This window comes from Pseudomonas sp. TH08 (genome assembly GCF_016651275.1).
Taxonomy (GTDB): Bacteria; Pseudomonadota; Gammaproteobacteria; order Pseudomonadales; family Pseudomonadaceae; genus Aquipseudomonas.
The window spans coordinates 1,301,418-1,315,058 of record NZ_JAEKEE010000004.1 but is presented as its reverse complement, the minus strand read 5'-3'; the positions used below and the strand labels follow the sequence as shown (position 1 = coordinate 1,315,058).

Annotated in this window: 1 protein-coding gene; it reads left to right on the top strand. The window is 63.4% G+C overall.

All coding sequences use genetic code 11. The features are described from left to right. Positions 1-8: 8 nt before the first annotated feature. Positions 9-13,631 (top strand): non-ribosomal peptide synthase/polyketide synthase, encoded by a 13,623-nt coding sequence (locus JFT91_RS22920; protein WP_201233936.1) that lies wholly within the window; start codon positions 9-11, stop codon positions 13,629-13,631. Positions 13,632-13,641: the final 10 nt, after the last annotated feature.

Sequence of the window (13,641 nt, the reverse complement as noted above, 5' to 3'; positions counted from 1 at the left end):
ACCACGGCATGCAGCAGTTGATTGAATCGGTAGGCGCGCTTTCTCCCGAGAAACGCAAGGCGCTGGCGATTCTACTGGGCAAACAGGGCATTAACCTTTATGGCATCGCGCCGATTTTCCGGCGCACCGAAGGTGAACCGTTGCTGTTGTCTTATGCCCAGGAGCGGCAGTGGTTTCTCTGGCAGATGGAGCCGGACAGCGCGGCGTACCACATCCCCACGGCGTTGCGCTTGCGCGGCGCCCTGGACATGGCGGTACTGCAGCGCAGTTTCGATACGCTGATCGAGCGTCACGAAAGTCTGCGCACCGGGTTTGCCCGAGGTGATCAGGACAAGGCCATTCAACTGATCAAGGCGCCGTATGCCTTGCAGATCGAGGTTCACCCACTGGCAGGCGAAGTCGATGAGCCGCGTTTGCGCGCGGCCATCGAAGCACAGATCGCCCGCCCGTTCGACCTTGAACAGGATGCGTTGCTGCGAGTCTGCCTGTTGCAACTGGCACCGGACGATCACGTTCTGGTGATGGTGCAACATCACATCATTTCCGATGGCTGGTCGATGCAAGTGATGGTCGGCGAGCTGATCGAACTCTATGCCGGGTTCAGTCGGGGCGCGCCGGCCACGCTGGCACCGTTGCCGATTCAGTACGCCGATTTCGCCCAGTGGCAACGCAGCTGGATGGACGCCGGTGAGCGCGAGCGGCAACTGAGCTATTGGGTCGAACACCTGGGTTCGGATCCGGGCGTGCTGGAACTGCCGGCCGACCATCCGCGCCCGCTGGTGCAAAGCTATCGCGGCGCACGTCTGGATCTGCAACTGGACGCGGCGTTGAGCAAAGGCTTGCAGGACCTCGCGCGCCGTGAAGGCGTGACGATGTTCATGCTGTTGCTGGCGGCGTTCCAGGCCTTGCTGCATCGCTACAGCGGTCAGGATGACATTCGCATCGGCGTGCCGATTGCCAACCGCAACCGCGCGGAAACCGAAGGGTTGATCGGCTTTTTCGTCAACACCCAAGTCCTGCGCGCCAGCCTCGACAGCAGCATGCCTTTCAGCGCGTTGCTGGCCCAGGCCAGGCAATCGGCGCTGGGCGCGCAGGCGCATCAGGACCTGCCGTTCGAGCAATTGGTCGAAGCCCTGGCGCCGGAACGCAGCCTCAGCCGCAGCCCGTTGTTCCAGGTGATGTTCAACCATCAGAGCGGCGCGCGGCAGGCCAATCAGGCCATGCAATTGCCGGGGCTTGCGGTTGAAAGTGTGAACTGGGACAGCCTCACGGCGCAGTTCGACCTGACTCTGGAAACCCATGAGTCGCCGCAAGGCGTGTGGGCCTCGCTGATCTACGCCACGGATCTGTTTGAGGCGACGTCCATCGAGCGGATGGGCCGGCACTTGCAGGCGTTGCTCAAGGGCATCGTCAGCGATGCGCAACAGCGCGTCGGCGAGTTGCCGTTGCTCGATGCCAGTGAACGGCAGGTCTTGCTGCACGACTGGAACCCTGTGGACGCTCCGTTTGCCAGCGATCTGTGCATCCACCAGTTGATCGCTCGCCAGGCGGCGCAGACCCCGGATGCACGCGCGGTGACCTTTGCCGAGTGGCACCTGACGTATGCCCAGCTTGAAGCGCGGGCCAACCCGTTGGCACATGCCTTGATCGAGCGTGGCGTCGGCCCGGAAGTGCGGGTCGGCGTGGCGATGCAGCGCTCGGAGAATCTGCTGGTCGCACTGCTGGCGGTGCTCAAGGCTGGGGGTGTGTACGTGCCGCTCGACCCGGATTACCCGGCCGACCGTGTCGCTTACATGCTCGAAGACAGCCGTGCGTTGTGCCTGCTGACCGAACGCGAGGTCGCCGCCAATCTGGCGATCGCGGCCGACACCGACGTGCTGCTGATGGACAACGCCGCCGAAGATTTCGCCGCGTACCCTGCGCATGCGCCGGACACGCGGGTGTCGGCCGACAACCTGGCGTATGTGATTTACACCTCCGGTTCTACCGGCAAACCGAAAGGCGTGGCGATTGCGCATCGCAACGTGCTGGCGCTGATCGACTGGTCGCAATCGGTGTACAGCCGCGACGATATTCAAGGCGTGCTGGCCTCGACCTCGGTGTGTTTCGACCTGTCGGTGTGGGAGCTGTTTGTCACCCTGGCCAACGGTGGCTCGCTGATCATCGCCCGTAACGCGCTGGAGTTGCCGCAGTTGCCGGCCCGCGATCAGGTGCGCCTGATCAACACCGTGCCGTCGGCGATTGCCGCCCTGCAACGCAGCGGCGAGATCCCGCCGAGCGTGCGCATCATCAATCTGGCCGGTGAGCCGCTCAAGCAAGCGCTGGTCGACACCCTATACGCGCAACCGACGGTCGAGCATGTTTTCGACCTGTACGGTCCGTCGGAAGACACCACCTATTCGACCTGGACCCGGCGCACGGCCGGTGGCCAGCCGAGCATCGGTCGGCCACTGAAGCACACCGCCAGCTATGTCCTTGATGGCGAGCTGCAACCGGTGCCGCAAGGCGTCGCCGCCGAACTGTATCTGGCCGGTGCCGGCATCACCCGCGGTTACCTGGCCCGACCGGCGTTGACCGCAGAAAAATATCTGCCGAACCCTTTCGGCGCTCCGGGCGAGCGCTTCTACCGCACGGGTGACCTGACGCGTTATCAAGCTGACGGCAACCTGCAATACGTCGGGCGTATCGACCATCAGGTCAAGGTGCGCGGTTTCCGCATCGAGTTGGGCGAGATCGAAGCACGCCTGCTGCAACAAGACGCGGTGCGCGAACTGGCGGTGCTGGCGCAGGAAGGCGCGAGCGGTCAGCAACTGGTCGCCTACATCGTGCCGAGCGCTGCCCTGGGCAATGCCGAAGAACAAGCGCGGCTGCGCGAAGTACTCAAGGCCGGCCTGCGTGAACACCTGCCGGAGTACATGGTGCCGGCGCACTTGCTGTTCCTCGAACAACTGCCGCTGACTCCCAACGGCAAGCTTGATCGCAAGGCCCTGCCCAAACCTGATGCAGCGCTGGAACAGCACACCTATTTGGCGCCGAGCAACGACAGCGAGCGGCAATTGTGTGAGATCTGGCAGGCCGTGCTCGGGTTGGAGCAAGTGGGCGTCACGGATAACTTCTTTGCCCTGGGCGGTGACTCGATCATCTCCATTCAGGTGGTCAGCCGCGCGCGTCAGGCCGGTCTGCGCATTACCCCCAAGGATTTGTTCCAGTACCAGACCGTGCAAGGTCTGGCCCGGGTCGCCCAGCGTGGCGAGGCAGCGTTCAGCATCGAGCAGGGCGCCGTCACTGGCAGCACGCCGTTGCTGCCGTTCCAGCAACGATTCTTCGAACTGCAGATTCCTGAGCGTCAGCGCTGGAACCAGTCGCTGCTGCTCAAACCATCGCAGGCGGTCGATGCCAATGTCCTCGAACGCGCCTTGCAGGCGCTGGTGGCGCATCACGATGCCTTGCGCCTGAGCTTCAGCGAAGGCGCTGAAGGCTGGACGGCCACGCACCGTGCGCCGGATATCCAGCCGTTGCTGCAACAGGCGAGCGTGCAGCACGTCGACGAAATCGAAGCGGTGTGCGACGCCGCGCAAGGCAGCCTCGATCTGCAAAACGGCCCGCTGTTGCGCGCCGTGCTGCTGAATGTGGCCGACGGCAGCCAGCGCCTGTTGCTGGCGATCCATCACCTGGTGGTCGACGGAGTGTCCTGGCGCGTGTTGCTGGAAGATTTGCAGAACGCTTGCGAGCAACTGCAAAACGGTCAGACGATCAAACTCGCGGCCAAGACCAGCCCGTTCAAGGACTGGGCGCAACACCTGCAAACGTTCGCCGCCGGCGAGCTGCACAACGAACTGGCGTGGTGGGCCGAGCAGTTGGGCGAGGCGCCTGCCGATCTGCCTTGCGACAACCCTGCGGCGACCTTGCAAAACCGTCACGCGGTGAGTGTGGAAACCCGCTTGAATGCCGATCAGACCCGCCAACTGCTGCAGCAGGCGCCCGCCGCCTATCGCACGCAGATCAACGATGTGCTGCTGACGGCACTGGCGCGGGTGATTTGCCGCTGGACCGGTCAGGCTTCGACCCTGATTCAACTCGAAGGGCATGGCCGTGAGGAGCTGTTCGACGACATCGACCTGAGCCGCACCGTTGGCTGGTTCACCAGCCTGTTCCCGGTGCGCCTGACCCCGGCCATGGGCCTGGCCGACTCGCTCAAGGCGGTCAAGGAACAGCTGCGTGGCGTGCCGAACAAAGGCCTGGGTTTTGGAGTCTTGCGTTACCTGGGCGATGAACACGCGCAGCAGACCCTCGCAGCGCAGCCGGTACCGCGCATTACCTTCAACTACCTGGGGCAGTTCGACAGCCAGTTCGACGATGCCGCGCTGTTCGTGCCCGCCAGTGAAAGCACCGGCCGTGAACAGAGTTCGTTGGCACCGCTGGCCAACTGGCTGGACATCAACGGCAAGGTCTATGGCGGTGAGCTCAACCTCAGCTGGTCGTTCAGCCACGAAATGTTCAATCAGGCGACGATCCAGCGTCTGGCTGACGACTATGCGCAAGAACTCAATGCGCTGATCGCCCATTGCTGTGAGGCGAACAACCGCGGCGTGACGCCGTCGGACTTCCCGTTGGCTGACCTGAGCCAGGCGCAGCTCGATCAGCTGATCACGGACCCGCAAGCGGTGGACAACGTTTATCCACTGTCGCCGATGCAGCAGGGCATGCTTTTCCACACCCTGTACGAACAAGGTTCGGGCGATTACATCAACCAGATGCGCGTGTCGGTGGAAGGGCTCGATGTCGAGCGTTTCCGTCAGGCCTGGCAAGCGGCGCTGGAGGCTCATGACATTTTGCGTACGCGGTTTGTCTGGGGCGGCGCGCAAGCGCAGCCACTGCAAATCGTCGAACGCACGGCCACGCTGCCGTTCACCGTTCACGACTGGCGCGGCCAGCCGAGTGAGGCGCTGGATGCGCTGGCCGAGGCCGAGCGCAGCCGTCCGTTCGACCTGAACGAGGTGCCGCTGTTGCGCCTGGTGGTCGTGCGCACCGCTGCGGACCGTCACGAACTGCTCTACACCAGTCATCACATTTTGATGGACGGCTGGAGCAATTCGCAGTTACTCGGTGAGGTGTTGCAACGCTATGCCGGGCAAGTGCCTGCAGCGACCATCGGCCGCTACAGCGATTACATCGCCTGGCTGCAGCGTCAGGACAGTCAGCTCAGCGAGCAGTTCTGGCTTGAGCGTCTGGCTCAATTTGATGAGCCGACCCGCCTGGCCCAAGGGCTGGCGGATCGTTCGGCGAGCGCAAATGGCGGGATCGAACAATATCAGCAGTGGATCGACGCCGCCGGCACGTTGCGCCTGAGTGAATTTGCCCGCCAGCAAAAAGTCACCCTTAACACCTTGGTGCAAGCGGCGTGGCTGCTGCTGTTGCAGCGTTACACCGGGCAATCGACCGTAGCATTCGGCGCCACCGTGTCGGGGCGTCCGGCGAACCTGCCGGGGGTCGAGCAGCAGGTCGGCCTGTTCATCAACACCTTGCCGGTGATTGCCCGTCCGGAACCGCAACTGACGGTCAGCCAGTGGCTGCAAACCGTGCAAGAACTCAACATCGCCCTGCGTGATTTCGAACACACGCCACTGGCCGATATCCAGCGCTGGTCGGGGCAGGGCAGCGATGGCCTGTTCGACAACCTGTTGGTGTTCGAGAACTACCCTATCTCCGAAGCGCTGGAGCAAGGCTCAGCGCTGGGCCTGAATTTCGGTGCGGTCGACACCCGTGAACAAACCAACTTCCCGTTGACGGTCGGGGTCAATCTGGGCGAAACCCTGTCGGTGCATTACAGCTTTGCCACGGCGAATTTCAGCCAGGAGGCGATTGTGCGTTTGCACGCACAACTGGCCTCGCTGCTGGAGCAATTCGTGCAGTCGGCCAATGCGCGTCTTGGCGCGTTGACCCTGCTCAGCCGTGAAGAACAGAACCGTTTGCAGGACAGCAATCGTGCGCAACCCTGCACCGACCCGTTGCTGGTGCATCAGCGCATTGCGGTGATTGCGGCGCAGCAGGCGCAACAAGAGGCCGTGCGTTGTAGCGATCAGGCGTTGACCTTCGCCGCGCTTGAAACCCAGGCCAATCGCCTCGCGCACGTGTTGATCAATGAAGGCGTCGGCCCGGAAGTGCGCGTCGGCGTAGCCCTGCCGCGCAGCCCATCGATGCTGGTCGCCTTGCTCGCTGTGCTCAAGGCCGGCGGCGCCTACGTGCCGCTGGACGCCAGTTATCCGCGCGAGCGCCTGGCCTATCTGATCGAAGACTCGGGCATCGCGCTGTTGCTCACCGATTCGCAACTGCGCACCCAGTTACCGTTGAGCGCCGGTTTGCGCGCACTGGATCTGGACACGCTGTCGACCGCCGAATGGCCAGACGTTGCGCCGCAGGTCGACGTGCAGGCGGAAAACCTCGCCTACGTGATTTACACCTCGGGTTCCACCGGACAACCCAAGGGGGTGTGCGTGGCGCACGGCCCGTTGGCGATGCATTGCCAGGCCATCGGCCAGCGCTATGAAATGACCCCGGACGATTGCGAACTGCATTTCATGTCGTTCGCGTTCGACGGCGCTCATGAGCGGTGGCTGACCCCGCTGACCCATGGCTCGCGGCTGTTGTTGCGCGACGACAGTCTGTGGAGCCCGGAGCAGACCTATACCGCCATGCAGCAACACGGCGTGACGGTGGCGGCGTTCCCGCCGGTGTACCTGCAGCAATTGGCCGAGCACGCCGAACAGGTTGGCCAACCGCCCGCAGTGCGCATCTACTGCTTCGGCGGCGACGCCGTGCCCAACGACAGTTTCGAGCGGGCGCGTGCCGCGCTGGCGCCGCAGTACATCATCAACGGTTACGGGCCGACCGAAACCGTGGTCACTCCGCTGATCTGGAAGGCCGGACGCAATGACGAGTGCGGCGCGGCCTATGCACCCATCGGCACGCGTATCGGCGACCGCAGCACCTGTGTGCTCAGCGCTGATCTCAACGCGTTGCCACAGGGCGTGATGGGCGAGTTGTACCTGGGCGGCACCGGGCTGGCCCGGGGTTATCTGGATCGTCCGGCGATGACCGCTGAACGCTTCGTACCCGATCCGTTCGGGGCGCCGGGCAGTCGTCTGTATCGCAGCGGTGACCTGGTGCGTGAGCGCGCCGATGGCGTGTTTGACTATCAGGGCCGCGTCGACAATCAGGTGAAAATCCGTGGTTTCCGCATCGAACTGGGCGAAATCGAAGCGCGTCTGCTGGAACTGAGCAGCGTGCGCGAAGCCGTGGTGCTGGCGCATGCCGGGCCCAGCGGCAAGCAACTGGTGGCGTATCTGGTGCCGACGCAGTCGGTGGCAGAAGCCCATTTGGGCGAATGGCGCGACAGCGTGCGCAACGCCCTCAAGGAGAGTCTGCCAACGCACATGGTGCCGGCGCACTTGATGGTGCTGGCGCAACTGCCGGTGACCCCGAACGGCAAGCTGGATCGCAAGGCGCTGCCGGCACCGGATGCCAGCCTGATGCAGAACAGCTACGTGGCGCCGCGCAACGACATGGAGCAACGCATCGCCACGATCTGGGCCGATGTCTTGCGCCTTGAACGTGTCAGCGCCACGGACAACTTCTTCGAGCTGGGTGGTGATTCGATCATCTCGATTCAAGTGGTCGGCCGTGCGCGGCAGGCCGGTATCCAGTTCACGCCCAAGGATTTGTTCCAGCACCAGACCGTGCAGGCACTGGCGGCAGTCGCGCAACTGGGCGGCACGCTGCTGAGCATCGACCAGGGACCGGTCAGCGGCACGACGCCGTTGCTGCCGTTCCAGCAATGGTTCTTCGCCAGCGAGATTCCCCAGCGGCATCACTGGAACCAGTCGTTGCTGCTAAAACCGGCGATGACCCTGCACGCCGACACCGTTGCGCAAGTGCTTCAGGCACTGGTTGTGCATCACGATGCCTTGCGCTTGTCGTTCAGTGAAACGACTGACGGCTGGACAGCCACTCACCGCCCGATCGATCCTGCGCAAGCACTGCTCTGGCAGCGCACGCTGACCGATCCGGGTGAAATCGAAGCCACCTGTCAGCAGGCCCAGGGCAGCCTCAATCTGCACGACGGTCCGCTGCTGCGAGGTGTGCTGCTCGATCTGCCGGACCACACTCAGCGTTTGCTGCTGGTGGTGCATCACCTGGTGGTCGACGGTGTCTCGTGGCGTGTTCTGCTGGAGGATCTGCACACCGCGTTCAGCCAGATTCAGGCCGGGCGCGAGGTCGCGTTGCCGGCCAAGACCAGCGCCTTCAAAGCCTGGGCCGAACGCCTGCAGGCGCACACCGCCAGCCTCGATGATGAACAGGCCTTCTGGCGTGAGCACTTGCAGGGGGCGAGCGCCACGTTGCCGTGCGAGCGCCCGGGCGGCAGCCTGGAAAACCGCTACGCGCAAAGTGTGCAGACGCGTCTTGCCCCTGAGCTGACCAAACAACTGTTGCAACAGGCCCCGGCGGCTTATCGCACGCAGGTCAACGACCTGCTGCTGACCGCACTGGCGCGCGTCATCAGCCGCTGGAACGGGCATGCCTCGGCGCTGATTCAGCTGGAAGGTCATGGTCGTGAAGACCTGTTTGACGATATCGATCTGAGCCGCACCCTCGGCTGGTTCACCAGCGTGTTCCCGGTGCACCTGACGCCGGCCAGCGGGCTCGCTGATTCGATCAAGCAGATCAAGGAACAACTGCGCGCGATTCCCGACAAGGGCATCGGTTTTGGCGCCTTGCGTTATCTGGGCGATGCCTCGGCGCGTGAGGCGTTGGCAGACCTGCCAACGCCGAAAATCACGTTCAACTACCTTGGCCAGTTCGACAGCCAGTTCGACGAAGCTGCGCTGTTCCTGCCGGCCGGCGAAAGTGCCGGCAATGACCTCAGCGATCGCGCCCCTCTGGGCAACTGGTTGTCGGTCAACGGCCAGGTGTATGGCGGTGAGCTGAGCCTGTCGTGGAGCTTCAGCGAGCAGATGTTCGACACCGCGACCGTGCAGGCATTGGCCGATGATTACGGGCGTGAACTGACGGCGCTGATCGACCACTGCGTGGTTCCGGGCAACCACGGCCTGACGCCGTCGGACTTCCCGCTGGCCGCGCTGAGTCAGGCGCGTCTGGACAGTTTGCCCGTGGCGGTCGCGGACATCGAAGACATCTATCCGTTGTCGCCGATGCAGCAGGGCATGCTGTTCCACACTTTGTCCGATGATGGCGACGATCTCTACGTCAACCAGCTCAACCTGTCGGTGGAAGGCCTCGATATCGAGCGCTTCCGTGCCGCGTGGGAATGCGTGGTGCAGCGCCACGAAATTCTGCGCACGTCGTTCCACTGGCAAGACAGCCAGGCGTCACCCGTGCAGATCGTCCACCGTCAGGGCGTGGTTGACCTGCAAGCGCTGGACACGCCGATGGATGATGCGCAACTCGCCGAGTTTGCCCGTCAGCAGCGCGTTCAGGGTTTTGCGCTGGACCGCATGCCGTTGCAGCGCACGCGCCTGATTCGTCTGGGTGCGGACAAGTACCAATTGATCTGGACCAGCCACCACATCCTGATGGACGGCTGGAGCAGTTCGCAGTTGTTCGGCGAGGTGCTGCAGCATTACGCAACCGGTCAGGTTGAAGGCGAGAGCGGTCGTTATCGCGACTTTATCGCGTGGTTGCAGCAGCAGGATTCGGCGCAACTGGAGCAGTTCTGGCGCGGCCATTTGCAGACGCTGGTCGAACCGACGGCGTTGAGCCAGGCGATGCACCCGCGTCACGAGTCCGCCGAGCACGGTCACCAGGCGTTGTACACCCGTTGGGATGCACAGCAGACCGCTTTGTTGCAGCAGCATTGCCGAGCGCAGGGCATCACCGCCAACACGCTGATTCAAGGCGCATGGTTGCTCTTGTTGCAGCGCTACACCGGGCAGCACAGCGTGGCGTTTGGTGCCACCGTGGCCGGACGCCCGGAAGGCTTGCCGAATGCCGGCAGCATGCTGGGTCTGTTCATCAATACCTTGCCGGTGATCCAGACCCTCGATCCGGCACAGCCGCTGAACGCCTGGCTGAGCAGTCTGCAGGCTTATAACCTCGACCTGCGTGAACATGCTCACGCACCGCTGGCGGACATTCAGCGCTGGTCGGGGCAGGGCGGGCAAGCCTTGTTCGACAGCATCATCGTGTTCGAGAACTACCCGATTGACCAGCGTCTGGAACAGGCTCCGGGCGGCTTGCGCTTCGGCACCTCGGCCAGCCATGACGTGACCAACTTCCCGATGGACCTGGCGGTGCATCTGGGCGAGGAGTTCTCCATCGAGTACCTGTTCCTGCGTGATCGCTTCAGTGTCGAAGCGGTCGAGCGGATCCGTCAGACCATGGAAGTGTTGCTGCAGAGCATGATGCAGCAGCCGACCGAGCGTCTGGGCAATCTGCAACGTCTGGCTGCGCCACAATGGCAGGCCTTGCAGCAGTGGGGCGCAGAACCGGCGGCGGTGCACCGGCGCGAGCTGTTACCGGCGATGATTGCCGCGCAACGCCCTGAGGCGATCGCCGCCGAATGTGCCGACGAGCAGTTGAGCTATGCGCAACTCGAGCGCCGTGCCAACCAGTTGGCGCATCATTTGATCGCGGCGGGTGCCGGTCCGGAAATGCTGATCGGTGTCGCACTCGAGCGCTCGCTCGACATGCTGGTGGCCTTGCTCGCGGTGTTCAAAAGTGGCGCTGCCTACGTGCCGCTGGACATCGATTATCCGAGTGATCGCCTGGCCTTCATCATCGAAGACTCCGGCATGCGTCAGATGATCAGCCGTGGCGCCGCCAGCCAGCGCTTGCCGCTGCCGGCGAACCTGCCATTGCTCGATCTCGATCATTTCGATGGCAATCAATATCCGCACACCGCACCTCGGGTGCAGACCTGTGATGACAGCCTCGCGTACCTGATCTACACCTCGGGCTCTACCGGTTTGCCCAAAGGTGTTGCGGTGACGCACGGACCGCTGAGCATGCATTGCCAGGCGATCCGCGAACTGTACGAAATGGACGCCAGCACCCGCGAACTGCACTTTATGTCGTTCGCCTTCGATGGCGCGCATGAGCGCTGGCTGACCACCCTGGCCTTCGGCGGCACCTTGGTGCTGCGCGATCATGAACTGTGGACGCCGGAGCAGACCAGCCACGCCTTGCTCAGCCGTTCGATCGACATCGCCTGTTTCCCGCCGGCCTACCTCAAGCAGGTGGCCGAGTACGTCGAGGCCAGCGGTATGGCCGTGCCGAAGGTGCGCATTTACTGCCTGGGCGGTGACGCTGTGCCGGAGCAGACCCTGGCGCAAGTGCGCCGCGTGTTGCAGCCGCAGTTCATCACCAACGGTTACGGCCCAACCGAAACCGTGGTCACGCCGATGCTCTGGAAAGCGCCGAACGATGAAGCCTGCGCTGCCGCCTATGCGCCGATCGGGCGAGTGGTCGGCCAACGCTCGCTGTGGGTGCTGGACGACGATCTCAATCCGCTGCCACAAGACTTGTCCGGCCAGTTGTATATCGGCGGCTACGGGGTTGCCCGTGGTTACCATGGCCGTGCGGCCATCACCGCCGAGCGCTTCGTGCCGGATCCGTTCGGCGCGCCGGGCGGTCGTCTGTACCGCAGCGGCGACCTGGTGCGCCTGCGTCACGACGGCATCCTCGATTACGTCGGCCGCGCCGACCATCAAGTGAAGATTCGCGGCTTCCGCATCGAACTGGGTGAAATCGAAGCCTGCCTGCGCGCTCAGGACGGCGTCACCGATGCCGTGGTCATCGCCCGTGACGGCGTCTCGGGCAAACAGTTGATCGGTTACGTGGTCAGCGCCGACGACAACGCCGGTGACCGTCTGAAGACCCTGTTGCGCGCACAATTGCCGGAATACATGGTGCCGCTGCAGATCATTGGTCTGGCGCGCCTGCCGATCTCGCCGAACGGCAAACTGGACCGCAAAGCGCTGCCGGAGCCTGAGTTCTGCGCCGATCAATATCAGGCGCCACGCAACGAGCAGGAACGTTGGCTGGCAGAGATCTGGGCCGACGTGCTGCAAGTGGAGCAGGTGGGTATCAGCGACAACTTCTTCGAGTTGGGCGGTGATTCGATTCTCAGCCTGCAAGTGATTTCCCGGGCACGGAACCATGCGCAACTGAAACTGGAGATCAAGCTGCGCGACCTGATGCGCTTCCAGACCATTGGCAACCTGTTCGACCAGCAAGCGGTCGCGCACTCGAGTCAGACTGCCGACAGCAGTCATGTGGCGCAGGCTGGCGCGTTTGGTCTGTTGCCGATCCAGGAGTGGTTCTTCGCCGAGGGCATGAGTGAACCGCATCATTTCAACCAGGCAATGATGCTGCGTTCGCGCCAGGCACTGGATGCCCCGGCACTGGAGCAGACGCTGCGGTTGATGCTCGAGCAGCATGATTCGTTGCGCCTGCGCTTCTATCAGGACCAGGGCCGCTGGTTGCAGCACTATCAAACGTTGCCAGACAGCTTGCGCATCGCTGAGCGCAACCCGTTGCTGTGGCAACGGGAGATCAGCGACATCGAGCAACTCGACGCACTGGTCAACCAGGCCCAGCGCAGCCTCAACCTGCTCGATGGGCCACTGATGCGCGGCCTGCTGGTGAACCTGCCGGACGGCGAGGTGCGTCTGCTGTTGGTGGTGCATCACCTGGTGATCGATGCGGTGTCGTGGCGGGTATTCCTGCAAGACTTGCAACTGGCCTACGAGGCGTTCAGTCAGGGCCGCGAACCGCAACTGGCGCAGCGCACCAGCAGCTATCGCGCTTGGGCCGATGGCCTCGCGGCGCAGGTGCCGGCACTGGCCGAGCAAGAGCTGGATTACTGGCTGGCACAGCTGGATCAGCCGGGCAAGGATCTGCCGTGTGACAACCCGCGTGGCAAGAACCTGGTGCGTTTCCGCGAAGAAACCTTCATGGGCCTCGATGCCACCCGTACCGGGCAGTTGCTCAAACAGGCGCCAGCGGTGTACGGCACGCAGATCAACGATCTGCTGCTGACGGCGCTCGGTCGTGTGCTGTGTCGCTGGAGCGAGGCCGAGTCGGTGCTGGTGCAACTGGAAGGGCACGGCCGTGAAGACCTGGTCGAAGGGCTGGACCTGAGCCGCACGCTCGGTTGGTTCACCACCATGTTCCCGGTACGGCTGGCGCCGTTGACCGAGCAGGATTTCGGCGCGTCGATTCTGGCGGTACGCGAGCAGTTGGCGGCGGTGCCGCAGAAGGGCGTCGGCTACGGCGCGTTGCGCTACATGGCCGATGCGTCGGTGCAACAGCGTCTGGCGGCGTTGCCACAGGCGCGACTGACCTTCAACTACCTGGGGCAGTTCGACCAGACCTTTGATGAGCAGGCGATGCTGATGCCGGCGGACGAGCACATCGGCGACGTCTACAGCCTGGACGCCAACCTTGGCAACTGGCTGGAAATCGTCGGTCAGGTGTTCGACGGCAAGCTGTCGATGCGCTGCATGTACAGCACCCGTCGCTTCCGCCCAAGCACCATCGAGACCTTGATGCAGCAGTATCAGGCCGAGCTGGAAGCGCTGGTCGAGCATTGCCTGCAACAGTCGGCGCGCTGAGCCGGTCTTT

What these genes read in the sequence shown, in the direction of transcription:
- JFT91_RS22920 (WP_201233936.1), top strand. Translation starts at nt 9, where the DNA reads ATGCAGCAGTTGATTGAATCGGTAGGCGCGCTTTCTCCCGAGAAACGC.